The 26,638-nt window shown below is 54.9% G+C and carries 18 protein-coding genes; 10 read left to right on the top strand and 8 right to left on the bottom strand.

Annotation, left to right across the window (positions count from 1 at the left end; genetic code table 11):
* Positions 1-106 precede the first annotated feature (106 nt).
* From DD586_RS18250 to DD586_RS18225, 6 genes are all read left to right on the top strand, one after another.
* Positions 107-910: an efflux RND transporter periplasmic adaptor subunit gene (locus DD586_RS18250; protein ID WP_012886299.1), complete on the top strand. Its 804-nt coding sequence runs from the start codon at positions 107-109 to the stop codon at positions 908-910.
* Positions 907-2,226, top strand: coding sequence for an efflux RND transporter periplasmic adaptor subunit (locus DD586_RS18245; protein ID WP_012886298.1), 1,320 nt, complete (start codon positions 907-909; stop codon positions 2,224-2,226). The genes DD586_RS18250 and DD586_RS18245 overlap by 4 nt, the downstream gene beginning before the upstream one ends.
* A complete protein-coding gene (locus DD586_RS18240) occupies positions 2,223-4,346 on the top strand; it encodes an HlyD family efflux transporter periplasmic adaptor subunit (RefSeq protein WP_012886297.1) in 2,124 nt (707 codons plus the stop codon). Before DD586_RS18245 ends, DD586_RS18240 begins: the two co-directional genes overlap by 4 nt.
* A 282-nt stretch (positions 4,347-4,628) precedes the next feature.
* Entirely contained in the window at positions 4,629-5,543 is a 915-nt protein-coding gene (locus DD586_RS18235) for a phage tail protein (protein WP_012886296.1), read from the top strand.
* 249 nt (positions 5,544-5,792) lie between these two features.
* Positions 5,793-11,486: a putative Ig domain-containing protein gene (locus tag DD586_RS18230; RefSeq protein WP_012886295.1), complete on the top strand. Its 5,694-nt coding sequence runs from the start codon at positions 5,793-5,795 to the stop codon at positions 11,484-11,486.
* A gap of 57 nt (positions 11,487-11,543) precedes the next feature.
* Positions 11,544-13,052 (top strand): TolC family protein, encoded by a 1,509-nt coding sequence (locus tag DD586_RS18225; protein WP_012886294.1) that lies wholly within the window; start codon positions 11,544-11,546, stop codon positions 13,050-13,052.
* A gap of 145 nt (positions 13,053-13,197) precedes the next feature.
* Here the strand turns inward: DD586_RS18225 and DD586_RS18220 are convergent, their stop codons facing one another.
* Positions 13,198-13,587, bottom strand: a complete 390-nt coding sequence (locus DD586_RS18220; protein ID WP_095522544.1) for a hypothetical protein — start codon at positions 13,585-13,587, stop codon at positions 13,198-13,200.
* Between the two features lie 224 nt (positions 13,588-13,811).
* Positions 13,812-15,404: a methyl-accepting chemotaxis protein gene (locus DD586_RS18215; protein WP_012886292.1), complete on the bottom strand. Its 1,593-nt coding sequence runs from the start codon at positions 15,402-15,404 to the stop codon at positions 13,812-13,814.
* A gap of 1,245 nt (positions 15,405-16,649) precedes the next feature.
* Here DD586_RS18215 and DD586_RS18210 point away from each other — a divergent pair.
* From DD586_RS18210 to DD586_RS18195, 4 genes are all read left to right on the top strand, one after another.
* Positions 16,650-18,314, top strand: coding sequence for a methyl-accepting chemotaxis protein (locus DD586_RS18210; RefSeq protein ID WP_012886291.1), 1,665 nt, complete (start codon positions 16,650-16,652; stop codon positions 18,312-18,314).
* Positions 18,315-18,452: 138 nt separating this feature from the next.
* On the top strand, positions 18,453-18,923 hold the full coding sequence (locus tag DD586_RS18205) for a MarR family winged helix-turn-helix transcriptional regulator (protein ID WP_012886290.1): 471 nt from the start codon (positions 18,453-18,455) through the stop codon (positions 18,921-18,923).
* 121 nt (positions 18,924-19,044) lie between these two features.
* Positions 19,045-19,470, top strand: a complete 426-nt coding sequence (locus DD586_RS18200; protein WP_012886289.1) for an organic hydroperoxide resistance protein — start codon at positions 19,045-19,047, stop codon at positions 19,468-19,470.
* Positions 19,471-19,541: 71 nt separating this feature from the next.
* Positions 19,542-20,552, top strand: a complete 1,011-nt coding sequence (locus DD586_RS18195; RefSeq protein WP_012886288.1) for an alpha/beta hydrolase — start codon at positions 19,542-19,544, stop codon at positions 20,550-20,552.
* Between the two features lie 42 nt (positions 20,553-20,594).
* Here the strand turns inward: DD586_RS18195 and DD586_RS18190 are convergent, their stop codons facing one another.
* From DD586_RS18190 to DD586_RS18165, 6 genes are read right to left on the bottom strand one after another with little or no spacing between them, the layout of a single operon-like run.
* Positions 20,595-21,413 carry an amino acid ABC transporter ATP-binding protein gene (locus DD586_RS18190; RefSeq protein WP_012886287.1) on the bottom strand — a complete coding sequence of 273 codons (819 nt, stop codon included), beginning with the start codon at positions 21,411-21,413 and terminating at the stop codon, positions 20,595-20,597.
* Positions 21,406-22,356 (bottom strand): amino acid ABC transporter permease, encoded by a 951-nt coding sequence (locus DD586_RS18185; RefSeq protein ID WP_012886286.1) that lies wholly within the window; start codon positions 22,354-22,356, stop codon positions 21,406-21,408. The genes DD586_RS18190 and DD586_RS18185 overlap by 8 nt, the downstream gene beginning before the upstream one ends.
* A 13-nt stretch (positions 22,357-22,369) precedes the next feature.
* Positions 22,370-22,900 carry a GNAT family N-acetyltransferase gene (locus tag DD586_RS18180; RefSeq protein WP_012886285.1) on the bottom strand — a complete coding sequence of 177 codons (531 nt, stop codon included), beginning with the start codon at positions 22,898-22,900 and terminating at the stop codon, positions 22,370-22,372.
* A gap of 29 nt (positions 22,901-22,929) precedes the next feature.
* Positions 22,930-23,877 carry an ABC transporter substrate-binding protein gene (locus tag DD586_RS18175; RefSeq protein ID WP_012886284.1) on the bottom strand — a complete coding sequence of 316 codons (948 nt, stop codon included), beginning with the start codon at positions 23,875-23,877 and terminating at the stop codon, positions 22,930-22,932.
* A gap of 47 nt (positions 23,878-23,924) precedes the next feature.
* Entirely contained in the window at positions 23,925-24,845 is a 921-nt protein-coding gene (locus tag DD586_RS18170) for a transporter substrate-binding domain-containing protein (RefSeq protein ID WP_012886283.1), read from the bottom strand.
* Complete coding sequence (locus DD586_RS18165) at positions 24,842-26,218, bottom strand: LLM class flavin-dependent oxidoreductase (protein WP_012886282.1); 1,377 nt, start codon at positions 26,216-26,218, stop codon at positions 24,842-24,844. The genes DD586_RS18170 and DD586_RS18165 overlap by 4 nt, the downstream gene beginning before the upstream one ends.
* Between the last annotated feature and the right edge of the window lie 420 nt (positions 26,219-26,638).

The raw sequence follows: 26,638 nt of genomic DNA, 5'->3' as shown, positions 1-26,638 counted from the left end.
TTACTATACTTGCCAGAATAACTATGGCTAATCGGTGAAAATTCAGGGGCTTGTTCTTGATGCCTTCTGATGGGTACACATCTTTGCGCAACCAAGGCAGGTTAGTGTGAACAATTTCAATCACGCCGTTTTCCGTCGGGCTCTGGGACTGATGACGGTTTGCGTGTTGGCTTATCATGTGCAGGCGCAGGCTGACGACCCGTTATTGATTAATCCGGCTCATCCTACTCAGATGGCGGCATCGTCGGACAATCAGGCACGTGGAATATTGGTGGCGGTGGATCAGGCGACCATTTCCAGCGACCTGGCCGGGCGCATTGTGGAGATGCCGTTCAGAGAAGGGGAGTCGTTTAAAAAAGGCGACCTGCTGGCGCGTTTTGATTGTGCCATCTATCAGGCGCAATTGTCGGCATCACAGGCGGCGATGCGGGCGGCGGAAGCAGAACTGAGCCAGAACCAGCAACTGGCGGAGCTCAAATCGGTGGGTCGGCACGCCGTGGCTTTATCCGCCGCACGTCTGGCACAGGCGCAGGCAGAAAGTCAGGTCTACCAGATTCAGGTCAACCGTTGCCGCATTCTGGCACCGTTTGACGGTCAGGTGGTCAGGCGTCGTGCGCAGGCGTATGAAAGCGTGGCACCTGGGGCGCCAGTGCTGGATATCGTCAACAATCGCCATCTGGAAATTAACCTGCTGGTGCCATCCCGTTGGTTGCCCATACTCAAGTCCGGCCTGGCCTTCACATTTACGCCGGATGAAACCGGCACGCCGTTACAAGCCCGCGTTGCCCGACTAGGCGCACGCATTGATGAAAGCAGCCAGACACTCAGCCTGACAGGGGTGATTGAAACCAAAGACGCCGCGCTGATGGCTGGGATGAGCGGCACGGCACATTTCCCGGAGAAACCGTGAGTACTACGCCCCCCGTTTCCGGCGAACGCATCTTCGCCCGTTTTCTCGATATCGAACGTCAGGCGCGTTCGGCTGACACGGTCGACGAGCTGGCGTACTGCATCGTCAATGACAGCCAGACGTTGTTTGGTTTTCGTCATGCCGCGTTGGTGATCAACGGCACGGTGCGAGCGGTAACCGGCGTGACCCAGCCTGCGCCCCATGCGCCTTTTGTGGCGTTTGTTGAACGCGCCTGCACGCAACTGCTGCGAGAACCGCAATACGAGCAGTGTGCGGTGGTGGAGGCGACAGCGTTAGATGATCAAAGCCGTAACGACTGGCTGGCGTTATCGGCGCCCGAAGTGCTGTGGGCACCGCTGAAAGACAGGCAAGGGCGTTTGTTTGGCGGCATCTGGTATGCCCGTGAGCAGCCCTGGCAGCCCGCAGAGCAATTGCTGTTGGAACAACTGGCCCATGCGTTCAGCCACGCCTGGCTGGCGTTGGAGCCGCAACCGGTCTGGCGGCGCACGCGCTGGCGCTGGAAACTGGCCATCCCGCTGCTGGTTGTGGTGGGGTGTCTGCTTATTCCGGTGCGACAGTCGGTGCTGGCGCCAGCCGAAGTGATCCCGCTCAACGGGCGTGTGGTGGCCGCACCACTGGATGGGGTGATTCAGGCGTTTGCCGTTCAGCCGAATCAGAGTGTGCGAAAAGGCGATGTGCTGGTGCGTATCGACGATACCACGCTGAAAGCCCAAGCGGATGTGGCTGAAAGGTCGTTGAACGTGGCGGAAGCGGAGTACCGAGCCAGCTCGCAACGCGCTTTTCAGGATGCAGATTCCAAAGCCCGGCTGGATTTCCTTGCCGCGCAGGTGGCACAAAAGCGTGCCGAGCGCGATTATGCCAACGCGCTGCTGAGCCGTACCGAGATTCGGGCGGAGCGGGACGGTATCGCGGTATTTGCCGATGCCGAACGCTGGACCGGTAAACCGGTTCGCACCGGTGAACGACTGATGGATTTGGCCGACCCGGCCTCGGTCTCTCTGCGTATTGAGCTGGATGTCGGCGATGCGATTCGGCTGGAGCCGGATGCGCCGATCACGTTATTTCTTGATAGCGATCCGATAACGCCGCATGGCGCGCTACTGGATCGTATTGCGTATGAATCGGAACCGACCCCGTCGGGTAACCTGGCTTATCGGCTGGATGCGCGTTTCACCGGTGAGCCGCCGCGCATTGGGCTGCGTGGTACGGCGAAAATTTCTGGTGAGTATGTGCCGCTGGCGGTGTATCTGTTCCGACGGCCGCTCGCCGTCTTACGTCAGTCGGTTGGATTATGACCCGTGGTGGAACGGGGCAACTTTTGCCCGCGCTGAGAACGGATTTGCAATTGGTGGAGTCGGCGACCGGTCTCGACGGTGCGCCGCAATGGGTGCTGGCCGACCCGGTGACCGGGCGTTATTTCACGCTGACGCCCTCGGCGATACGTCTGTTGCGGCACTGGTCGCTGCGCCATCCCCAATGGGTGCTGGAGGCGGCTAACCGTGAGCCGGGTCTGCCGTTGCAGGGCCGCGAGCTGGAGCAGTTATTGCGGTTTCTGCGTAATCACGATTTGATAGCCGCCAGTGACCCAGTGCAACGTCAAGGCTATGCCATCAAGGCGGCGGCATTGCGTGTCAGCCTGTGGAAAACCCTGCTACACCAGTATTTGTTTTTTCGCATCCCGCTATGGCGCCCGGATCCGGTGCTCAACCGTTGCTGGCCCTGGCTGCAACGTTACGGCCTGCTATTCCTGCGGGTGGCGTTACCGCTAATACTGCTGCTGGGGGGCTTTCTGGTCAGCCGTGACTGGGTGCGCTATACCCATTCGTTTCCTCACCTGTTCAGCCTGCAAGGGATGGCGGCTTTCGGCATCGCGCTGGTCTTTGCCAAATTCATCCACGAACTGGGGCATGCTTTTATGGCTAAGCGTGCCGGTTGCCGGGTGCAGACTATGGGGGTGGCGTTTATCGTGCTATTCCCGTTGTTTTATACCGATGTCAGCGATGCCTGGAAACTGAAGGAACAGCGTGCCCGGTTATTGATAAGCGCAGGCGGTATTCTGGCGGAACTGATGCTGGCCTGCGTTGCGTTACTGGCCTGGGCGCTGTTGCCTGATGGACCGATGCGCACGGCCGCCTTCATGCTTTCCAGCGCCACCTGGATAACGACGCTGGTGGTTAACCTCAACCCGCTGATGCGTTTTGACGGGTACTTTTTGCTGAGCGATTTCTGGCGGGTAGAAAATCTGCAGGAGCGCGCGTATGCCCTGTGCCGATGGCGGCTGCGCGAGGCGTTGTTTGGTTATGGTCATCCGGCACCGCATACCTGGTCGCCGCCGATGCGGCGCAAGCTGTTGATATGGGGTTATGCCTCATGGGTATGGCGTTTTTTCCTGTTTTTCGGCATTGCGCTGATGGTGTACCACTTTTTCATTAAGGTGGTTGGTATTGTGTTGATGTCGGTGGAAATTGGCTGGTTTATCGCGCTTCCGGTGGTGAAGGAGGCCCGTATCTGGTGGTCCATGCGTAAGAATGCTCATCCCGTTAACCTGTTGCGTTCAGGGTTGATTGTGGCGGCGGTACTGGTGTTGCTGCTGTTTCCCTGGCGCGGCAGCATCCGTATTCCTGCCGTGCTGGAAGCAGAAAACGTCAGCGCGCTATATGCCCCTATTCCTGCGCAGGTCAAAGCGCTGTACGTCGCCGACGGCCAGCAGGTACAGGCTGGTGAAAAACTGCTGGATCTCACCTCGTCCGATTTGGACTACCGTATCAATATCGAGCGTCAGCAAATTGCCATTCTGCAACAGCAGCGGCAGCGGGGAGCCGGGCGTCAGGAGACCGCCAGTGAAACCCAGGTGCTTGACCGCCAACTGGCGGAATCATTGGCCCGCTATCGGGGGCTGGATGCGCAACGCCAGCGTTTGTCTCTCACCGCGCCGCAGGCCGGCCAGGTGAGAGATGTGGCGCGGGATATGACCGAAGGCCGTTGGCTGACGTCGGATATGCCATTGCTGCGAGTGGTCGGGCAGGGTGCCGGAAAAGTGCAAGGGTATTTACCCGACGATACGCTAAAGCGCGCGAAAGTGGGGATGCGAGGCTATTTTATCGCCGACGATCCCGCGTATCCCCGGCTGGTCGTACAACTGAAAGAGATTGCGCCCACCGGTACCGCCTGGTTACAGCAGGAAATGCTGGCGTCTGATCGCCACGGCCCGATCGCTGTGCGTCGCGACAGAGATCATAACCCTCAGCCCGTTCAGGCGCAGTACCGTGTGCGTTTCGCAGTACAAGAGGGGCAGTTCTCGCCGCCGCAACAGCCGTTACGGGGTAGCGTGATGCTGGAAGGGGAAACGGAATCCATTCTTGGCGCGGTGTGGCGTCGAATTGCTGCGTTGGGTATCCGGGAAAGCGGATTTTGACACGTTGAAAATAAAACCTGTCGATAGTGATAAATGTATTATTCGGTTAATTCTATTAAATAGTTTTTTATGTGATGCTATAAGAAATAATTTATTCCGCCAGCGGAAAATCTCTCCTGCTTAGACTATGTTCTTATTGTGGTTGGTTTTCTGATCACGCCACCGTTTTACGACATGACATCCTGATTGCCCCGTCCTCTGGGGTTACAACAACATGATTAAAATTATCAGATGCGCTTCACTATTTGGTGAGGCAGCCATCTGCCTAAGGAGAGATGTGTAATGAAGCGAGTTCAGCGTTTGTTTATCAAATCAGTTCTTGCTGGTGCATTAGGTTTTGCCATGCTCCCGACGTCAGCAAATGCTTGTGCTTACGAGCCTTATTTGGGTTCCGTTTGCTACATGGCGAGCAATTATTGCCCTGAGTCCTACTTACCTGCCGATGGTCGGACGCTGAACGTATCCCAAAATCAGGCGCTCTATGCGGTGATTGGCAACCTTTACGGTGGTAGCGCGCCTAATACCTTCGCATTGCCTGATTTGCGGGGAAGGACGGCGATAGGTACTGGTCCACTGAATGGTTCTGCTCCCGTTTATAGTTCCGGGCAGAAAGTTGGACAGGAAGGTTCAACGGTTATTGCGTCTACATCAGTCACGCTGACTGCCCCTCAGGTTCCACCGCATACTCACCCCGCCACCTTGACGTTGAACGGTACTGCCGGTACGACGCCTGTGGCCAGCGGTTCCGTTTCTTTGGCGCTTTCTGGCAGTATCACCAACCTGCCTTTCAGCGCCGTAGCCAGTCTTCCTGTCACCGGTATCGCCAAAATTGGTTCGTCTACCACAACCGGGCGTAGCGCTAACCTGACCGATAAAGCCTTGTTGACCACGGTTGTTGGGCCGGCTGCCCAAATCTACGCCCCTTCTGGCACCAACGATCGGCAGGTGGGGCCGGATGGCGGCGTGACGGGGACCGCGAGTGGCCCGGTCAGTGGTACGGCTAGTGGCGGACAGTTGTCGGGAACAGCGTCTGGCAATGTCAGTCTGCCGTTAACCGCTGCCGTTTCGGTGGGGCCGAATGCTACGGCTCCTGCTCCGGTAGTCATTCAGGTGCCAGTACCGTTGCCGGTGCGTGATCCGTCGTTAGCGATGACAGCCTGTATTGCGGTGAATGGTATTTATCCGGTTCGCCCTTGATGTGACGGCTTTCACAAGGAAAGCAGGTAACCTGCTTTCCTTTTGAGTAGATGGCGGCACGTTGCTAAAGTAATACATACAAAAATACAAATCGAAAAAAATGCCTTGCTTGCAAGGAGGATATCAATGACATCCTCCTTGTAAATCCAAACTGTCATTCCCGATTTAAATGGTTATCTTTTTATTATTTAACGGTTTTTTCATTATCACCTTTTTGTGAGCAGTTATTTCTGGTGTCGGGGTGTTTTTATGTTATGGCGTCATCTGTTTCGTAAGAAAAGCAGCCATCCGGCTTGCTCTGTTGAACCGGTTTCCGACATACCGATAGGGTATGCACTGGAAGCCCGTATGTTATTTGATGGTGCGATTGTCGCTACGGCCGAGCAAACCACAGAAACGCAAACAACGACCTCGCAAACAACAACCACGCAAACCGCCTCGGCTGATACGGCGACTCAGTCCGACAATAGCCACGCTGATGGCACAACCGATCAATCCGATACCTCTTCTCAACATACCAGCACGCAGAGCGCCACGGCGGATAGCCACGATGTGGCAGCAGTAGCGACGGGGGCAACCGCCCACAAAGAAGTGGTGTTTATCGATACCTCAGTGGCGGATTACCAGACCTTGGTTGACCAGGTGCCTGCCGGAACGGAAGTGGTATTGCTGGATAGTAGCAAAGACGGACTGACCCAGATGGCAGAGTGGGCACAAACCCACCACGGTTATGATGCGATTCATATCATCAGTCATGGCAGTGAAGGGCAGGTTTCGCTGGGGACGCTGACGTTAAATACGACGACGGCAGCGTCACGCTCCGCTGATTTGGCGACGCTGGGTTCCGCGTTGACGGAGGATGGGGATCTGTTGCTGTACGGATGTGATATCGGTGCCACGGGTAGCGGCGCGTTTCTGCAATTGCTGCATGATACGACAGGCGCTGACATTGCGGCTTCCAACGATAACACCGGTGCTGCTGCGCTAGGCGGCGACTGGGTACTCGAAACCTCAGTGGGCGATATTCAGGCCAATTCCCTGAGTGTATCCCATTACTCGCACTTGCTCTCAACGGTGACATTTGTCGTAGATTCGCAAGAAGATAGCGATGCGAATAATAATAACATGTTCGTGCGCACTGTCGACGGGGCGAGTTTCACGTTTAAAGCAGGCTCGACGATCACAGGAAAGAACGCGAGTTATCTCGATATTCAGGAAGATACGAACCCTAATTATCAGACTTCCGGTGGTGGGATCGGCCCGGGGATTTATGCGCTGTCTGACCGTAATGGCGGCAGTGGTATGGATTTCGAGATCTCGGTGCAAAGTGGCTATACCTTTGATGTGACGGGATTCGAAACCCAACTTCGAACCGGTACCCTGACGATTTATTATGTTAAAGATGGCGTCACCAGTTCTTTCTCTCTTTCTCCTGGCGCGGATGCATTTCATACCTACAGTGGCTTAACAACGCTGAATGATGTGACGTCGGTGGTATTTACCTCGGAAGACTATGGCCTTTTTCAAAACATCATTATCACCGATGTTAAAACTGCTGCGCCAAAAGACTCGACCTCTACGCTAACCGCAGGTGCTGCCAGCGAGGCGACAACATTTTCTACCACCGCGACGTCAGTGGGGAGCGCGACGTCACTGATGGATTTCACGATTACGGACACCGGTGCGTCGGACGGGGTAGCCACGACCGTCAGCGCGTTATACGCCAACGTCAGTGGAAGCGCGACATCATCAGAATTGAGTCATATGACCTTCCTGCTCAACGGCCCCGATGCCACTAACGTCGTGGGCACGTACGACAGCAGTACGGGTAGAGTCACCTTTTCCGGGCTTAATGTGTCGGTTGCTGATGGCGGTAGCGAAACCTACACCATTAAGGCGTATTACAACGACAACACCAGCAGTAATGACATCACCGATCACCACACGGTGGTACTGTCAATCAATGCCAGTAACGTGACCACCGGGTCGGGAAGCTCCACCTTTGTGGGTGCCCAGAGCAGCGTGACCAACGGCAGCGGTGCCAGCATTGATGTGGCAGCAACCAAGCTGATTTATAGTCAGTCGCCATCCACCTCAGTGGTCAGTGGTATTAATTTCACTACTCAGCCGGTGGTGATTGCTGTTGACGATCGCGGCAATATTGACACCGATTTCAATAGCTCGGTAACGCTAAGCGAAAATGGCAGTGGCTCGCTGACTGGCACCACTCAGGTGACCGCCTCAAACGGTATTGCTACCTTTAGCGGTGTGAAGTACACCTCGGCCAGCGATGCTGACGCTAACTTCGTGCTGACGGCGGCATCCGCTAGCCTGGTCAGCGCCACATCCGCATCGATCGATCCGGATGTGGTAGCGACGCGACTGGTTTTTTCCACCCAGCCCGTCCCTACAACGATTCAGAACGGACAAAGCGCCAGTTTTACCACTGTACCGGTCGTTCAGGCGGTCGATGCGAATGGTATGGTGGACCAGGATTACACCACCAATATCGTGCTCTCGGTGACCGACCCTAACGACAGTGTTGTCGATGGTACCGTCAATAGCCTGACGGTCACCTCTGGCGATCATGATGCCAGCGCTACGACGGTAACATTAACGCCGTCTGGCGGTATCGCCACCTACACGGGGCTCATTATTCAGTACACCAACAGCGGCAGTTCCAATACGCTGGCGCTGCGCGCCACATCAGGCGGCCTGACAGCGATCAACAGTTCGTCGATAACCTCAACCACCAACACCGCCCCCGTATTCAGCAACCTGAATGGTGGCGCGACCTTTACTGAAAAAGGCAGTGCGGTGGTGATGGATAACAATGTCACCGTTGCCGATACCGAACTCGACGCGCTTAACAGCGGGCAGGGCAACTATAGCGGTGCCTCTATCTCAATTGCCCGTAACGGCGGGGCTAACACAGACGACTCCTTTGGCAATAGCGGGTTGTTGGGATCGCTGACTCAAGGGCAGAACTTCACGTACAACGGTACGGTGGTGGGCAGTGTTACAACGAATTCTTCCGGCTCGTTGACGCTGACGTTCAATAGCAATGCGACGTCGGCGATAGTCAGTGCGGTGCTGCAATCCCTGACGTATAACAACAGTTCTAATAATCCACCGTCCAGCGTGACGCTTAACTGGACCTTTAATGACGGCTCGCTCAACAGTAGCGGTAGTAATCAGGCGGTGCTGAGTATCACGCCGGTCAATGACGCACCGGTCATCAGCAATACGTCGGTGAGCAAAACCTTCAATGAGGACACTGCCCAGACCTTTAGCGCTGCCGATTTTGGTTTCAGTGATGTGGACAGTGGCGATACCCTGCAATCCATTACTATCGTCACTGCACCGACTGCCGGTGAGCTGTTTATTGACGCCAACAGTGACGGTGTTCGCGATAGCGGTGACACGTTGCTTGGCGATGGTGCGGTGGTTAGTGCGGCCAACATCGGCAAACTGACCTTCCGCCCGACCGCGAACGCCAACGGCACGGGTTATGCCTCCTTTACCTGGAAGGTCAGCGATGGCACGGTGTTGTCCGGCAATACCGGGACGATGACCCTCAACGTAACGCCGGTTAACGATGCGCCGGTCATCAGCAATACATCGGTCAGTAAAACCCTCAATGAGGATAGCGCCCAGACCTTTAGCGCCGCTGATTTTGGTTTCAGCGATGTCGACAGCGGCGACACGCTGCAATCGATTACCATCGTTACCGGGCCGAGCGCTGGCGAGTTGTTTATTGACGCGAACAACGACGGTGTGCGTGGCGGCGGCGATACCTTACTGGGTAATGGATCGGTGGTCAGTGCGGCCGATATCGGCAAACTGACCTTCCGCCCGACCGCGAATGCCAACGGCACAGGTTATACCTCCTTTACCTGGAAAGTCAGTGATGGCACGGCGTTGTCCGGCAATACCGGGACGATGACCCTCAACGTAACACCAGTTAACGATGCGCCAACGTTATCCAGCGGCGTGACGGTCACCCTGACATCCACGACGGAAGATATGACATCGTCTGCTACTACTGTCTCGTCGTTGCTCAGCAATGCGGGCTATGGGGATGTGGACAGCGGGGCATCCAGCGGCATTGCGATTACGGCGACGGCAGGGAACGGTGGCTGGCAGTATTCCACGGATAGTGGCGCGAACTGGTTTTCTATCGGAACGGTATCAGGCTCATCGGCATTGCTGTTGGGGGCGACGGCGCAGGTTCGTTATGTGCCGGATAGCGCCAATGGTGAAACCGCAACCCTGAGTTTCCGCGCGTGGGATCACACCAGTGGTAGCGCGACGGCAGGGAGCAGCAAAGGCCTGGCGGATACCTCGACTACTGGCGGCAGCAGTGCGTTTTCCACCAATAGTGCGCAGGCATCGTTGGTGGTCACCAGCGTGAATGACGCCCCGACCGTGGGGAGCCCGGTCAGTATCCAAAGCGCCACCAAAGATACGGCGTTCAGTTTCACCGTACCTGGCGGTACCTTTGTCGATGTGGATAGCGGCGATACCTTGACGTTGAGCGCGACACAGTCGGATGGCTCGGCACTGCCGACCTGGCTGAGCTTTAACCCGTCCACCCGTACCTTCTCTGGCACGCCGGGTCACAGTGATGTCGGCAACCTGACGATTCGGATAACCGCGACGGACAGCAGTAATGCATCGGTCAGCACCACCTTCGGGCTGACGGTGAATAACAGTAATCTCCCGCCGGTGGTGTCCACCCCGGTGACCGATCAGTCCATCGCACAAAATGGCAGCTTCAACTTCACTGTTCCTGGGGGGACCTTTACCGACCCGGATACCGGCGACACGCTGACATTGAGCGCAACACGGGCGGATGGCTCGGCACTGCCCGGCTGGCTGAGCTTCAACCCAGCTACCCGAACCTTCTCCGGTACGCCGGGCAATGGCGATGTCGGTAATCTGACCATCCGGGTGACGGCGACCGATGGCAGCAACGCCTCGGTCAGCACCACTTTCGGGCTGGTCGTCACCAACGTGAATGATGCACCGGTGGTATCCGGCTCATTGGGTGGCCAAACGGCGGCACAAAACGGCGGTTTCAGCTTTACTGTCCCGGCAGGCGTCTTTACCGACCCGGATACCGGCGACACGCTGACGCTGAGTGCGACACAGGCGGACGGCTCGGCACTGCCGGGCTGGCTGAGCTTCAACCCGGCCACCCGCACCTTCTCCGGTACGCCGGGCAATGGCGATGTGGGCAATCTGACTATTCGGGTGACGGCGACCGACGGCAGCAACGCCTCGGTCAGCACCACTTTTGGGCTGGTCGTTACCGGCAGCACTGTGGATAACGGCGATCCGGAATTCAGAATCAATGGCGGCACGAGCGCGCCGCCAACGGCTACGCCCGTGCCGGTTGTGACGGTGGCGCCAGCCGCACCGATCACGCTAGGTGCGCTGTTCGGCCCGACATCGCTCGGTGCGCTGAATGCGGGTAGCACGGCGGATAACGCTACCGCAGCGTCAACCATCTTTCAGTCTGCTCAACGCGCGCCTCAAGTCAGTAACGTACCGGCCAGCCAGATAGCCAGTGCGTTTGTTCAGGGTGCCGTTTCCAGCAGTGCCAGTCTGTTTGAAAGTTCGCTGGGGTCATTCCCCAGCTTCAATACCGGCGGCGCGTTGGGGGGGAGTTCTTCGCTGGCGGGTGTGTTCTCAGGAATGAGTTTGCCTTCTCTGTCGCCGATGGCGGTGTTCTCTGGCGGTAGCTGGCGCGACATCAATACCAGCAGCGCCAATACCGGTCGGGTGACGATGCCATCAGGCGGTGTCGCGCTGCAGTTTGCTCCCGGTCTGGAACAGCAGTTACAACACATTGGGAACGATACGCAGCAGCGGCTGGCGGCGATTGAGCAGGCATTGCTCGATATCGGCCAAATCACCTACGAACAACAACAAGGGTAACGGTGACCTCGGGGTAAGGTGTTTATGACAATAACAACAAGGGTCAGGAGTGGAATCGTGTTAAAGGGTCGCAAACTTTTCAGTCTTAGCCTCATCGTGGTGGCAATGAGCGGTTGTGCCGTTACCAGCCAGCCCATTTCGAAGGAGCAGGGCGAGCAGCGTATTCGACAGGATAAGGTCGCGATGTTCAGTAAACAGGAGCCGGTGACGGCACCGATCACACTGTACGATGCGATGGCCAGAGCGCTTAAATATAACCTGGAAGCCCGGCTGAAAGTGATGGAGCAGGCGTTATCGCAACAGCAACTGGAGCTGGCGCGCTATGACATGTTGCCGCAGATGGCGATGTCGGCAGGCTATGTTGGTCGCAGCAACACCAGCGCATCCAGCAGCCGCAGTATTCAAACCGGGCGGCAATCACTGGAGCCTTCCACCTCGCTTGACCAAAACCGTGACGTCGCCGACCTGACGATGGTCTGGAACGTGCTGGATTTCGGTGTCAGTTATGTCAACGCCAAACAGAGAGCCGACCAACGCTGGATTGCTGATGAACGCAAACGCAAGGTCGTCCACACCATCATTCAGGATGTGCGTTCCGCGTACTGGCGTGCGGTAGCGGCTGAGCGGCTGCTGGGCCGTATCGACAGCCTGATCGATAGGGTGAATCAGGCGCGCGAAGCCAGCGAACACATGAGTACGCAGCAAGTGGGCGACCCGGTTGAAGCGCTCAGTTATCGCCGTGCGTTGATTGATGCTGTGCGCCAACTGGAAGAGCAACGCCGTGCGTTGTCATTGGCGAAGACCGAACTGGCGACATTGATGAACCTGCCGCTGGATACCCCGTATACGCTGGCACTGCCGGATAATCGTGAGATGCCAGTGCCGCAACTGAATGTCGATTTCAATACTCTGGAGCAGACGGCACTGCTGAGCCGCCCGGAACTGAAAGAGCAGGATTATCAGGTGCGTATTCATGCCGCTGAAACCCGCAAGTCATTGTTGCGCATGCTGCCGGGGCTGGAGGTCAGCGCCGGTGGTCACTACGACAGCAACTCTTTTATGGTGAACCAAAGCTGGGCGGACGTGGGCGTAAAGGTGACCTGGAACCTGTTTAATCTGCTGTCAGGCCCTGCGGCGTATAAAACGGCACAGGCGAATGAAAGCGTGTCGGAAGTGCAGCGTCAGGCCATGTCGCTGGCTATCATGGCACAGCTGTACATCGCCCGGGCTAACTTCAACGAAGCGGTGCGTCAGTATAAAACCAGTGTTGAACTGCGCGATCTCGATGGTCAGATTGCCGAGCAACTCAGAAACCGTTACAAGGCGAACAGTATCGGCGAACTGCAACTGATTCAGGGGGAACTCAATGCCCTGAACGCCAACTTGCGTCAGGATCTGGCTTACGCCGAATTGCGTAACAGCTATGGTCAAATCCTCTCAACCGTGGGGCTGGATTTGCTGCCAAAAACGCTGCCGTCCAACCGGCTGGCGGATATCAGTCAGGCGTTACGCCAGTCTGAGACCAACTGGCAGCAGGGTAAGATAGGCGCGTTACAGTCATTCTAACCCATTCTATGACATCATCATTCTGATGGTCGATTGTCTGATAACTCTGGTGCCTGCGATGCCGGCACCAGACACCAGATATATCAACCTCTTCAATGCCGACGGTTGCTATGCCTCGAGTCTGACCGCGCTCTTCGGCTTTTGCTCACTCTACCGTGATGCTATTCCCATCCTGATGTGTTATTCGAAGCGTTGTCCCCGTAATCGCCATCTGCACTGCCTGACGGATAGTCAGGGTGCCGACCACCGGGTGAGGCTGAATTGCGCCGGTTTTGCTGGTGTCGGTAATCACAACGCAGCCGGTGGCGTGGGCAAGCTGCTGCGCGGTTTCGTCGAATCGGTCGAAATACAGGTGGTAAGTCCCGACGTTATCGCACTTACCATAAGGCACTGAACGATAAGGCATGGAGGTGGTGTCGGGCTCCGCTGTGGTGTGTGAACATCCTGCCAGCAGCACCACACCCAAAAAACACAGGCAGGATAACCCTGAGCGAGTTGGCAGAGAGACGGCGTGAATACGGTTGGGTAGCATCATACCTCCGAAGACAGGTTAGCCCGCCTGCGTCGATAACGCGGGACGGTGCCGCAAGGGCTGCGGGACACTCTCATCGTATTACTGCGGGATGTAAAAGATCGCTGGTCGGGTGTAACAAGTGCGCTGATTGCGGTGAGCATCCGTTTCCGGTAGCGTCGTGTGGCGGAAAATCAGCCCGCCAGAGGCGGCGGGCTGGGAAAGGGCGGACCGATAACCTGAACGTCTTAACGTGGCGCGGCGAGCGCCATCGGGTTGTTATCGTCCAGGTTGAAGAAGGTCATGGTGTCGTCCAGATGTCTGGCCTGTTCGTGTAGCGAAGAGCTGGCGGAGGCGGATTCTTCAACCAGCGCTGCGTTTTGCTGGGAGGCTTGCTCAAGCTGCGTGATGGCGGCGTTAACCTGTTCGATACCTTTAGCCTGCTCTGACGAGGCGATAGAGATATCCGACATAAATTCGTTTACACGTTTAATCTCATCCATGAGCCGCGCCATATCCTGTGTGGAGTGTGACGCCACTTTTTCTCCCTGAGCGATCTCATCTGCGGTTTTTTCGATCAACTCTTTGATTTCTCGTGCCGAGCCGGCGCTGCGTTGTGCCAGACTGCGCACTTCCGAAGCGACCACCGCGAAACCTTTACCTGCTTCACCCGCACGGGCGGCTTCCACCGCCGCGTTCAGCGCCAGAATGTTGGTCTGGAAAGCGATGCCGTCCATAATGCTGATGATATCGTTGATTTTGTTCGAACTATCAGAAATATACTGAATCCGTTCGATCATCTGGCTAAAGTTACTGGCGTTCTTTTCCGCCAGCGCCGCGACAGAATTGGTCAGCGCCATGGCTTTACTGGTGTTGGCGGTATTTTCCTGCACGGACGCAGTGATTTGTTCCATGCTGGCCGCTGTTTGCTCAACGGAGGAGGCTTGCGCTTCGGTTCGGGCGGCGAAATCCCGGTTGGCGGCGGAAATCTGTTCTGCACCAGCGGCGACAGAACTGGCCGACTCTCTGACATCCAACACGATTCTGCGAAATGCCTGCTGCATATCTTTCAGTGACAGCATCAGGCTACCCATTTCGGTATTGTGCTGTGGCGGAATATCCAGCGTCAGTACACCTTGTTCCATCATGCCGAAATAGGTTCTGACCTTCTGCATCGGGTGCAACACCACGTTGCGGATGAACTTCAGGGTAATCAGACTTAAGATCAGAGCGACTATCAGCGTAGCGATAAGGATAGTTAATGTGCGTTGATAGAAGTTATCCGCCTGCGTGATCTCCTCATTACCAACCCCTTTGGCTAACGTCACAAACTGCTCCAGCTTTTTACGGAACACCGCGCCTTTTTCCAGTGCACTGGGGGCCAGTTTGGAATAGAAGCTCTCGAGATTTCGTTCTCGCAGTACCGTGAGCATGGGGGCGACGGTGTTGTTCATATAATCATTGAAGGTGTCATCAAGATCATTGCGAAGCGCCTGGCCTTGCGGTGTTTGTGCCGGGATACGACGCAGTTCCGCCATGGTGCTGTTGGCGGAGGCGATGTAACCGTTCAGTCGCTCCAGACCAGCCCGAATTGTCGCGTCATCTTTTTTGTCTCCAATCGCCAGCGCGATGTTGAAACCGGCCAGTCTGGCATTGAGCATTTCTGAATAGGCCAAATAAAGGGGAACGAGCTGCTCGCCCTCAATCCCGTTGACGTTGCGGATAGACTTGTTGCTTTGTATGGAGGAATACAAGCTAAAAGTACAAATAGACAGTAGCAATAGCGCGAATATGGCGAGTACGCAGTAAAGCCCATTTCTTATTTTGATTTTTTCTAACATCCCCATCTCCTTTGAAGTGCTGATTTTCCCTACCTGCCGCTATTGATGCCTCCAGTCTTGCAGACCTCAGCCAATATCAGTAAGGCAACGAGTATACCCGTCATACTTCACGTTGCAGGTTGTTGCCCTGAAACCCGAATATTGAGGGTATATGCTGTGTTTATCATCAGACGGTACACCGGCCCGATTGCGGGAACAGACTAATAGTTTTATCGCGAATGGTTGTTGATGTAGGTCAGGCTGAGTCTCGCAATGATTCACACTCAGCAAGCTGATAACTCAACCCTTTGTCTGTCGTGGCGCGACTCTCGCATCGAACTCCTTGATCGATCAATTTCTCCTTGTTGGTGTGCGTGTTGCGTTTCAGGGATGATATCAATAAACGCGGTGGAGTGATGTGTCGTAAGTAATGTTTATGTAATATTGTCAGTATTCAGACCGCGGTTTCATCAAAAAAATGGGTAACGTGCTGTCTTATGGCTGCTCAGGCACGATAATGTGAAAAACGATCGGCACCCTGTCATCCATTCTTTCCTTTCTCTTATGTCTTTGCGCGGTCTAATCCGGGAAAAAGTCATTTTATCGCGTTAATCAACGTGGAAATGGTTGGTAAAACGCATCGTCTTTCATCACAAAACCGAGTAAGTAACGGGAGAATGATCCCGAGAAAATATCATTTCCCTCACAAAAAATACTCTCTGTGTTTTTATTTTTAATCAATTCATAACCTGTTTTTTCGCATCATGAATTATTCAGTGAACAACAACTGAGATATTTTGAATGTCCTAATAACCAGGACATGATAATCTAATATCGCATTGCCTTTTTTATTGCCTCACCTGTTTTTTTATTTTCAATATGTCTTTTTGTTATTTTAATGCGATTGAATAAAGAAAAAGAATGTTAAGCCGATATAGGTTTCATGCTTTACATTATTCTTGCCGTATCCCCGGCGAGCGTTAGGTTTCAGGTGAGTTGTCTACTTATTTCATCAGTCATGATGTCGATGAGTGCGGTTGTGTTGTTCAAATTAACAGCATGTTCTCTGATGGCTCGGGTTATTTCAGGGATGAAAAGTCCTTGCCCAGATAATTCGAGCTGTCGTGCTGATGGAACAGCTAATGCAGCAGTACATCCATAGCTTGAAGTATGAAGTGTATAAAAAAAGTATGCCAGGTAAACCTGTTTGTCTAATACAAATCCATAAGAGAACGTGAGATATATTTTTCATTTTAGAGGTGTTAAATGAGTCTAATTCGTAACATCAGGATTAAAATTATGATGCTGGCCATTCTGGCCATATTTACTGTGTTATGGGGCGGGGTGGGGGTTTTCTCCCTGTACTCGTTAAATAACCTGACGGATGAGATTAGCCTGACGAATGTGCAGCAAACGAATGGCGATATTATCAATGGTGCGAGCGATAGTTACTACAAAGTTAAATTGTCGATGGATGAAGCGATAGCGGCAGAAAATAGCAGCGATCGGGGGCGCAATTTACTGAATGATGCCGCCGCGGATGTGGAGTTCCTGAAAAATGGTCTGGCGCAATTCAAGGTGACGGATCATGCCAATATCAGCAGCACGTCTATTGATGATATTTACAATAGTTCTTACCAGCTGTTTAGCGAAGCGGTTGTGCCGATGTTGGACGCCGCCAGACAAGGTAATCACGATGCCTATGTGAAACTCGTTACGGAGAAATACAACCCGTTGCGGGTAAAATTCACCACCGCTATTAGCCACTACAACCAGATTATTAAAAATCTGAAAACCGAAGCACAGGCGCGCATCGCCGCCTGGGTGTACTGGAGTCAGGTGACGCTGATAGTCGCCATGATTGTTGGTTTAGGCGTGGTGGTATTTACCGATCGTTATCTCGCCATTCAGATGGGACGCCCGCTGGAGCAGGTGAAAGCGCATTTGCAAATCTTGTCGAATGGGCAACTCGATACCACGATTGACGACATAGGGCGTAACGAAGTGGGGCAACTCATCCCGTTCGTTAATTCCATGCAGCAGAACTGGATAAAAACGGTGGCGGATATTCGCCGTAGCGCCAGCGAAATTTATCACGGCAGCAGCGAAATCGCCGCCGGTAACAGCGACCTGTCTTCGCGGACCGAAGAGCAGGCAGCGGCGCTCAGTGAAACTGCCGCCAGCATGGAGCAACTGAGCGCGGTAGTGAAACAGAACGCCGATAACGCTCAACAGGCCAGTCTGCTTGCCAGAGACGCGTCAACCGCCGCCAACAACGGGGGCGAGGTAGTGCAGTCGGTCAGTCACAGTATGCAAAGTATTACCCATAGTTCGCAGAAAATTGCCGACATTATCAATGTGATCGACGGTATTGCCTTCCAGACCAACATCCTGGCGCTGAACGCGGCGGTGGAAGCCGCGCGTGCCGGTGAAGCCGGGCGAGGGTTCGCCGTGGTAGCGAGCGAGGTCAGAAGTCTTGCTCAGCGCAGTGCGCAGGCGGCGAAAGAAATCAAAACCCTGATTGACGAGTCGGTAGAGAATGTCAAAAACGGTTACGAGCAGGTGTCGCTGGCTAGCAAGTCGATGGACGATATTCTGAGGTCAGTCACCAACGTGACGGATATCATGGGTGAAATCGCCTCGGCTTCCAGCGAGCAGAGCAAAGGGATTTCCCAGGTGGGCACCGCCATCACGCAAATGGATAGCGTAACGCAGCAGAACGCGGCATTGGTTGAACAGTCGTCGGCGACGTCCTCTTCACTGGAAGAGCAGGCACATCATCTGAATGAAATTGTCGCGGTATTCAAACTGCCGGGTGTGGCTGATGCGCTGACGGCACGTCGGGAACAAAAGCCCGCCGGGAAGATGGCGGTGCTGGCGAACCCTGCTTCACGGCAGGAGAAAACCACCGACGATTGGACATCATTCTGACCCTGGCGTCGTCAGGGACCTGCGAGTGAATAAATAACGCAGGCAGGCGCGGCAACAAGTCAGTTGCTGCGCTTTTTTTATCTAACCTTTAATCTAAATCGCTTGCTATTTAATTTTGAGCGATATAGAGTGGCGACCATGAACAGAAACGATACCGATACCAAACCGATACTGAGTGATGACGCCTTCCGGCTGGATGGTCAGCTCTGTTTCGCGCTCTACTCAGCGAATCTGGCGATGAACAAGTTATATCGCCGTTTGCTGACCGAGCTTAACCTCACGTACCCGCAGTATCTGGTGATGCTGGTGTTGTGGGAACGCGATGGGGTAACGGTTTCTGAACTGGGCGAGCGTCTGTTTCTGGATTCCGCCACGCTGACGCCGCTGCTTAAGCGTCTGCAAACCGCTGGGCTGGTTACGCGTCGTCGTGGCACGCAAGATGAACGTCAGGTGCTGATTGAGCTCACCGACGACGGGCGTGCATTGCAGACCAAAGCGAAGGCCGTACCAGAAGGGGTGTTCTGCGCGTCAGAATGCAATATCGAGCAGTTGCGTGCTATCAAGCACGATCTGGAAACATTGCGTGCCAGCCTCATCAGGCATATTTGATGAGTCGATATAATGTAACGCGTGCTGATTAGACGCGTTTTTTTACCACCAATTAAGTAGTGTGCGATTTAATATCTAACGATTTAAATCGCTAATATAATCCACTCAAAGGAGTCACATGATGTCTATTGAAAAAGTTCTCTACGTTGCACATGCGCAGGCGACCGGCGGTCGTGATGGTCGTGCGGTTTCTTCTGACCAGCAGTTGGATGTCAAATTGACTACGCCGCGCGAGCTGGGCGGTGCCGGTGGTGAAGGCACTAACCCGGAACAACTGTTTGCCGCTGGTTACTCCGCTTGCTTCCTGGGTGCACTGAAGTTTGTCGGCGTACGTGACAAAGTCTCGATTCCGGCGGGTACCACCATTAATGGCAGCGTAGGTATTGGTGCCATCCCGAACGGTTTTGGCATCGAAGTTGAACTGAAAGTCACCCTGCCGGGTCTGGATCGTGCGGTAGCGGAAGACCTGGTACAGAAAGCACACATCGTCTGCCCGTACTCCAACGCAACGCGTGGCAACATTGATGTGAAACTGACGGTTATCTGAGTCAGATAGCAATAAGAAAAAATAACTCATTAAAAAGTAAATGTTTTCACTTAACACCAGGGTAATACATCATGAGAAAAAGTCTTGTCGCAGCCTTACTGGTTGCTATAGCGGGGAATGCCGCAGCGGTGGACAACAAGGCACCGTATGCTGAACGTCATGTGCAGGCGTTTCTGGATAAACTGAATGCGGGTGGGGGGAAGCCGCTCGAACAGCTGTCACCAGCAGATGCGCGCAACGTGCTGGTTGCTGCACAAGCGGGGGCGGGCCTGCCTGCGGCTGACGTCACCCAGAAAACCATTACCGTTGATGGTCAGAACATCCCATTGACCATCGTTAAACCGGCTGGCAGCGCCGGGGTTCTGCCGGTGTTCATGTTCTTCCATGGCGGTGGCTGGATTCTGGGTGATTACCCAACGCACGAACGCTTCGTGCGCGATCTGGTGGTACAGTCCGGTGCGGCGGCAGTCTTTGTCAATTATTCGCCGTCGCCGGAAGCGCATTATCCAGTGGCGATTCACCAGGCGTATGCGGCGACCCGCTGGGTCGCGGAACACGGTAAAGAGATCGGCGTAGATGGTTCACGGCTGGCGCTGGCGGGTAACAGTGTGGGCGGCAACATGGTGGCAGCGGTAGCGCAACAGGCTAAACAGGCGGGGACGCCGCACATTCGCTATCAGGTGATGTTCTGGCCAGTGACTGATGCCGATTTTAATACCGCTTCTTACCAGCAGTTTCAGAAGGGGTATTTCCTGAGCCGCAACATGATGAAATGGTTCTGGGGTGCTTACACAACGGACAGTGCGCAACGTCGAGATATTTTGGCTTCTCCTTTGCGGGCCACTCGTGAACAGTTGAAAGGTTTGCCACCGGCGTTGATTCAAACCGCTGAACTGGATGTACTACGTGATGAAGGCGAAGCCTATGGTCGTAAGCTGGATGAGGCCGGGGTAGATGTCACCGTCACGCGCTACAACGGCATGATCCACGACTTCGGTCTGCTCAATGCGTTAAGCAATGTACCGGCCACCCGCGCCGCGCTGTTGCAGGCGTCAACTGAACTGCGTGAACGATTGAAGTAACACTTTCATTCCCCGCACGGTGTCGGGGAATGAAAACATCGCTTAGAGCACTTTATTTAAAAAGCTGGCGGTGCGAGGGTGGGCAGGATGGTTCAGCACCTGATACGCGTCGCCGCTTTCCACGATTCTGCCATCCACCATGAACACCACCCGATCTGCCACTTCGCGCGCAAAGCCAATCTCATGGGTAACGATCACCATAGTGACGCCCGATCGTGCCAGATCCTTGATGACATCCAGTACTTCACCCACCAGTTCCGGGTCTAACGCCGAGGTGGGTTCGTCAAACAGCATCACCTTGGGGTTGAGCGCCAGCGCACGAGCAATGGCGATGCGTTGTTGCTGCCCGCCGGACAGGTGGCGTGGATAAGCATTCGCTTTGTGGCGTAACCCGACCCGCTCCAGCAGCGCCAGTGCCACGCTCTGTGCCTGGGCGCGACGGTATAGTCGGTGCACTCGTGGCGCTTCAATAATATTCTCCAGCACCGTCAGGTGTGGAAACAGGTTGAAGTTCTGGAATACATAACCAACGCCGATGCGCTGGCGCAGAATCTCCCGTTCTTTTAGCTCGTACAGTGTGTCGCCTTCACGGCGATAGCCAATGTAGTCGCCATCGATACGGATGGTGCCCTCGTCCACCCGCTCCAGGTGGTTGATGGTTCGCAGTAGCGTGGATTTGCCGGAGCCTGACGGCCCAATTATCACGGTCACTGAGCCGGGCGGCAGCGTCAGGTTAATATTATCCAGCGCCCGATGCGCACCGAACCATTTGCCTACCCCCTGAATATCGATCCGACCTTTTTCAGCTACAGTGCCTGATACGGTATGTGGGATTGAATAAAGATCAATAGCTTCAGACATGGTATTTCCCTCTGAATATCAGTGTGGTCAGGTGCCGGAAAAGACGCTGCAACGGATGCGCCGGTATTTCCCGTACTGCGCCGCGGGCGACGTAGCGTTCTACAAAATATTGCAGTACCGACAGTACGCTGGTGATCACCAGATACCAGACGGTCGCGACCATCAACAGTGGAATGACTTGCTGAGTGCGGTTGTAAATCACCTGCACGGTGTAAAACAGTTCCGGCAGTGCCAGCACGTACACCACCGAGGTGCCCTTGGCCAGGCTAATGATTTCGTTGAAGCCGGTAGGCAGAATGGAGCGCAACGCCTGCGGCAGAATAATTCGCCAGGTACGGCGATAACCCGGTAAGCCGAGCGCGGCGGCGGCTTCGAACTGTCCGGCGTCAACACCAAGGATACCGCCACGGATAATTTCGGCGGTGTAGGCCGATTGCACCAGTGTGAGCCCCAGCACGGCGACAGAGAAGGGGCTTAGCACATCAATAGTGGGGTAGCGGAAAAACTCGACTGCCGTGAAAGGGATGCCCAGTGCCAATGTGTCGTACAAGTACGAGAAGTTGTAGAGGATTATCAGCACCAGAATCAGTGGCAGTGATCGAAATAACCAGATATACAGCCAGGACAGCGTACTGAGTAAGGTCGACGATGACAGCCGTGCCAACGCCAGCCCGGTACCGACGATCACGCTGAACAAGGTGCCAAGCAGCGTCAGCAACAGGGTACGCCCTAGCCCTTCCAGAATGACGGGATTAAAAAAATAGTTGGCGAACACGGACCATTCCCAGCGGCTGTTGAGCGCCACCGACTCGGCAATACCGGCGAAAATAAATAGCGAAAACACGGTGCCAGCGATACGTAGTGGGTAACGCGCCGGTACCACGCGTAAGGTTGTCGCAGGGGCATCCGTTGGATGCAGTGCGGGGGGGATTGAGTGTGTCATCAGTGTGTCCTTATTACCCGATAGCCCGTTCCTGTTGGACCACCCGTTCAGACAATGGCCTATACAGCGGTTTACGAAACGGCAACCGACCATCGTGCGGCGGCAGGCTGTAATATTCCGGGTCGAGTTGAGTATCGAACTGTGGTTGATAACCTTCGCTCAGGTATAACCCGACTGCTTCCGGCTGGCGAAAACCGGTTGTCAGAAACAGATCCCGATAGCCCAGCCGACGGGCATGGCGCTCCAGTTCAAGTAGTACTCGTTTGGCGAGTCCCTGACGTCGCAGGGTTCTGTCAGTCCAGATGCGTTTAAGCTCGGCGGTGGTGGCGTCGTAGCGTTTGAACGCGCCAGTGGCGATGGGGCGCTCATCGCGCATCAACACGATAAAAATACCGTCCGGCGGTAGATATAGCCCCTGTGGTTCCGGATCCTGATGAGCGAAGTAGTCGCCGTAACGCTGACGGTATTCAGCAAATAAACCGTCCAGCACCGGCGCAATGCGTTCATCTTCCGGGTAGGTGACAATGAAATGTTCCTCAGACATAGCGTTCTCCCTGTGCAACTGGATGCGGATTACAACGGCGTATCGCCCAGACCCAGCGGGTTGATCTCCGAGTGGCTGATTCGCTCCACACCTTCTCCCCAGCGGTTCAGTACCTGGTCGTATTCGCCGCCCTGAATCACACCGTTGAGCGCGGTATTGAGTGCGGTCACCAGTCCGTTACCTTTGCGGGTGGTGACCGCGATGTGTGCCACCTGAGGCCAACCGCCGTTGACGGTTCCCACCAGGCGAGTCTGCCCATTCAGCGCTGCTTTATAGGCACCGGTGACATTCGGGCCGAATGTGGCGTCGGCACGACCAGACTGAATACTCAGGTTTGCCGCGGCCGCATCGGTGACATAGACCGGCTGAAACGGCGGCAAGCCGACTGCCCGGTTTTGCTTGTCCCAGTCAAGCAGGATGGCTTCCTGATTGGTGCCGGAACCGACGATAATCCGCAGCCCGGCAATATCTTTGGCATTGTGGATAGCGGTTATCTTGCTGCTGGATTTCACGTAGAAGCCCAGTGTATCGGTACGGTAGGTGGCAAAGTCAAAACGCTCTTTACGCGCTTTGGTGACGGTCACGTTGGTGATGGCGACATCATACTTACCGGAGGATACGCCCAGCGGCCAGTCTTCCCATGAGGTTGATACCAGATTCAATTCCAGCCCGAGGCTATCGGCTACCAGCCGGGCGATGTCCGGTTCGCTGCCGATGAGGCTTTTGTTGTCGTCGGCCAGAAAGGCCAGCGGCGGCGAGGAGCCTAATGCCGCGACGGCGACGGTCAGCTTTCCTGGCTCGACGAACCGGAATCCTGCCGGGATCTGCGCGATGGCCTGCGGGTTTTTGGGCGCGTGGATCGGCTGTTGGTTCGCGTTGAGGTCAATGCTGGCGGCTTGTGCGTTGCCGAGTAGTAACCAGCCGCCAAATAGCGTCGCGGCCAGACGATAAAATGGACGAACGGCGAGAGTCTGCATAGCGTATTCCTTGAAGATAAATTTATCAGCGGGGAGGACGAGTTGAGTTATTCGTCCAATCCGCGTGGATTGACGTCGGAGCGTGTGACTTTTTCGTCATTCTCACCCCAACGATCCAGCACCTGCGCGTATTGCCCGCCAGCGATGACGCCATTGAGCGCGGTACTAATCGGTTGTGCCAGTCCGTTACCCTTGCGGGTGGTCACGGCAACCGGTGCCACGGTAGGGCCGATACCCACCATCTTTGTCTGTCCTGTCAGTGCCGCCTTATACGCCCCGATGGAGTGCGGGCCGAAAAAAACATCCACCCGGCCGGACTGGATGCTCAGGTTGGCCGCCGCATCGTCGGTAACGTAAATCGGCTGTACCGGCGCTAAGCCCTGAGCACGATTCTGGCGATCCCAGCCCAGCAGGATGTTTTCCTGATTGGTGCCGGAACCGACGATCACTTTGAGTCCTGCCACATCTGCCGCTCCCCGAATTGCCTGAATACGGCTGGTGGATTTGACATAAAAACCCAGCGTATCGACCCGATAAGTGGCGAAATCGAATTTCTCCTTACGTGCTTTGGTGACCGCGATATTGAGGATAGCGGCGTCATAGCGACCAGAGGCGATGCCTAGCGGCCAGTCTTCCCAGGCGGTCGGTACCAGTTTGAGTTTTAACCCCAGTGCGTCGGCAACTAAACGGGCGATGTCCGGGTCGCTGCCGATAGGTGTTTTATTGTCGTCCGCCAGCAGTGCCAGCGGTGGGGAACTGTGACTGGCGATCGCCACGGTGAGTGTGCCGGGTTCGGCAAAGGTAAACCCGGCAGGGATTGCAGCGATCGCTTGTGGGTTAGCGGGGGCATGTACCGGTAATTGGTTGGCTTTCAGGTCGATTCGACCGACGCTCACTGATTCGGCATGCCCACCCGCGCTGAGCAGTAGTGTGGTCAGCAGCAGTGTGGCGTAGTCGCGTGCGTTCATGGTGTCGTTTCCTCGGTGAGGTGACGGGCGGCGGTGTAACGGTTAGCAGGAAACTCCAGCGCCAGGCTTTCCCGCAGCGTGTAGCCGGGGTACTCCTGGCGGAATAAGCCGCGCTGTTGCAGCAATGGCACCACCTGATCGACAAATCGGGTGAAGTTGTCCGGTGTGGCACTCTGGATGATAAAACCGTCGGCGGCATACTGTTCGAACCACGACTGCAACCCATCTGCCACCTGTTGCGGCGTACCGCTGAATAGCGGGCGGGGCGTCGTGGCTTCCAACGCCACCTGACGCAGGGTTAATCCGCGTTCGCGGGCATTGCGTTTGATTTCGTCGGTGGTGCTGCGAAAACTGTTCTGGCCGAGCGTGCCGATATCCGGGAAAGGGGCATCCAACGGATGTTGTGAGAAGTCGTAGTGTTCAAAGTAACGGCCGAGGTAATTGAGCGCGTCTTCGATGGTGACCAGTGCGGCAGTGGTTTGATATTGGCGCTCCACATCTTCCGCGCTATCGCCCACCAGCACGCTAACACCCTGAAAGATGTGCAACTGGTTTTCGTGTCGCCCCTGTTCTACCAACTGTTGTTTGACGTCGCGGTAAAACGCCTGCGCCTCCTCCAGTGTGTGCTGGTGGGTGAAAATGGCATCGGCGTGACTGGCAGCCAGTTTCTTGCCGTCATCTGACGCACCGGCCTGGAAGATAATCGGACGACCCTGTGGTGTGCGTCCGATATTCAGTGGCCCGGCGACCGAGAAAAATTCGCCTTGATGGTTCAGCGTATGCAGTTTTTCCGGGTCGAAGAAGCGGCCGCTGGCTTTGTCTCGGATAAACGCATCATCTTCCCAGGAATCCCATAACCCTTTCACCACCTGCAAAAATTCATCGGCAATGCGGTAGCGCAGGGCGTGTTCCGGGTGTGAAACGCGGGAAAAATTCTTCGCTGACCCTTCCAGTGGCGAGGTCACGACGTTCCAGCCCGCACGGCCGTTGCTCAGGTGATCGAGGCTGGCGAACTGCCGTGCGGTGGTGAACGGCTCGCTGTAAGAGGTGGACAGCGTACCGACCAAACCGATGTGACGGGTGGAGGCGGCTAGCGCTGAGAGCAGCGTCAGCGGTTCAAAGCGGTTAAGAAAGTGGGGGATGGATTTTTCGTTGATATATAACCCATCCGCCACAAAAGCGAAGTCGAATTTCCCTTGCTCGGCTTTTTTCACCGTATCCAGCACGAAACCAAAATTGATGCTGGCATCCGGTACCACGTTGTGGTGTCGCCAGGCTGACATATTGCCGGCTGCGCCCTGCAATATGACCCCCAGTCTCAACTGACGTCGTGCAGGGCTTGAAGGGTGTTCAGAAATCGTTTTTTTACTCATCGGCATGCTCCCTACGGCAAATGTTGGTTAAAAGCCCCCTGTTTCCTGGCTGGGATAAAACACAGGAAAACGCGTGGTGAAGGGGGAGTAGAGGGTCAGGGACGTCTGGAAAATACTATTGATGAGAGGATTCGGGATGTAAAACAACAAAATTGACTATGCCAAAGCAAAAAAATATCTCAGGGGGTTTTGTGATTTATTTATTCAGGAAATGAAATAAGTGCCACGGAAAAATAAGCATACCTCTCGGAAAGTTTCATGATGAAAAAGTAGCCATGTGGAAATAGTGCCCCTGTACAAATAGTACCCCAGTAAAAATAGATAGTTCATTACGCTGATTATTGTGATTCTCATTTACTGATAGTGAGAATTTGTACTATTTAAACGCTGTTTTGTTATTTATGGATTTTTTCTGGCTAT

The sequence above is a fragment of the Dickeya parazeae Ech586 genome, from assembly GCF_000025065.1.
Lineage (GTDB): Bacteria > Pseudomonadota > Gammaproteobacteria > Enterobacterales > Enterobacteriaceae > Dickeya > Dickeya zeae.
This window is presented reverse-complemented; position numbering and strand designations above follow the sequence as displayed.

Excerpts from the sequence above, each read along its gene's own strand:
- DD586_RS18205 (WP_012886290.1), top strand. The coding sequence starts at position 18,453 with ATGAACAGAAACGATACCGATACCAAACCGATACTGAGTGATGACGCC.
- DD586_RS18195 (WP_012886288.1), top strand. The coding sequence starts at position 19,542 with ATGAGAAAAAGTCTTGTCGCAGCCTTACTGGTTGCTATAGCGGGGAAT.
- DD586_RS18170 (WP_012886283.1), bottom strand. The coding sequence starts at position 24,845 with ATGAACGCACGCGACTACGCCACACTGCTGCTGACCACACTACTGCTC.
- DD586_RS18175 (WP_012886284.1), bottom strand. The coding sequence starts at position 23,877 with ATGCAGACTCTCGCCGTTCGTCCATTTTATCGTCTGGCCGCGACGCTA.
- DD586_RS18215 (WP_012886292.1), bottom strand. The coding sequence starts at position 15,404 with ATGTTAGAAAAAATCAAAATAAGAAATGGGCTTTACTGCGTACTCGCC.
- DD586_RS18200 (WP_012886289.1), top strand. The coding sequence starts at position 19,045 with ATGTCTATTGAAAAAGTTCTCTACGTTGCACATGCGCAGGCGACCGGC.
- DD586_RS18165 (WP_012886282.1), bottom strand. The coding sequence starts at position 26,218 with ATGAGTAAAAAAACGATTTCTGAACACCCTTCAAGCCCTGCACGACGT.
- DD586_RS18240 (WP_012886297.1), top strand. The coding sequence starts at position 2,223 with ATGACCCGTGGTGGAACGGGGCAACTTTTGCCCGCGCTGAGAACGGAT.
- DD586_RS18190 (WP_012886287.1), bottom strand. The coding sequence starts at position 21,413 with ATGTCTGAAGCTATTGATCTTTATTCAATCCCACATACCGTATCAGGC.
- DD586_RS18220 (WP_095522544.1), bottom strand. The coding sequence starts at position 13,587 with ATGATGCTACCCAACCGTATTCACGCCGTCTCTCTGCCAACTCGCTCA.
- DD586_RS18180 (WP_012886285.1), bottom strand. The coding sequence starts at position 22,900 with ATGTCTGAGGAACATTTCATTGTCACCTACCCGGAAGATGAACGCATT.
- DD586_RS18210 (WP_012886291.1), top strand. The coding sequence starts at position 16,650 with ATGAGTCTAATTCGTAACATCAGGATTAAAATTATGATGCTGGCCATT.
- DD586_RS18235 (WP_012886296.1), top strand. The coding sequence starts at position 4,629 with ATGAAGCGAGTTCAGCGTTTGTTTATCAAATCAGTTCTTGCTGGTGCA.
- DD586_RS18230 (WP_012886295.1), top strand. The coding sequence starts at position 5,793 with ATGTTATGGCGTCATCTGTTTCGTAAGAAAAGCAGCCATCCGGCTTGC.
- DD586_RS18185 (WP_012886286.1), bottom strand. The coding sequence starts at position 22,356 with ATGACACACTCAATCCCCCCCGCACTGCATCCAACGGATGCCCCTGCG.